Source organism: Pseudomonas sp. K5002, from assembly GCF_013386655.1.
Taxonomy (GTDB): domain Bacteria; phylum Pseudomonadota; class Gammaproteobacteria; order Pseudomonadales; family Pseudomonadaceae; genus Aquipseudomonas.
In genome coordinates, this window is the sequence record NZ_JACARK010001637.1 from 1 (window position 1) to 342 (window position 342).

1 pseudogene is annotated in these 342 nt (G+C 66.1%); it reads left to right on the forward strand.

Annotated features, from left to right (window positions below):
* Positions 1-342, forward strand: a pseudogene (locus HX846_RS38415) (amidase); the annotation flags it as partial.

A 342-nucleotide genomic window follows, 5' to 3' on the forward strand; every position in this document is an offset into this window, starting at 1 on the left:
CGCAGCGTGCGCGATGCACTGGCCATCGACGACCTGCTCAATGGTCGCGAGCAGCGCCCGCCCCGCAGCCTCAATGGCCAGCGGTTCTGGGTCGAGCAAAGTGTGCTGGAAGACGCCCGGGTTGAACCTGCGGTGCGCGACAACCTGCAACGTTGTGTGGACCGATTGAAGGCAGACGGCGCACTGATTGAGGTACGCCCCTCGAGGACCTTCCAGGCCACCCTCGACCTGATCCAGCACCAGGGCTGGCTCGGCGCCTTCGAAGCCTTCGCCCTCCACGAAGCCCTGCTCGACAGCCCTGATGCCGAGCAACTCGACCCCCGCGTTCGCCGTCGCCTTGAA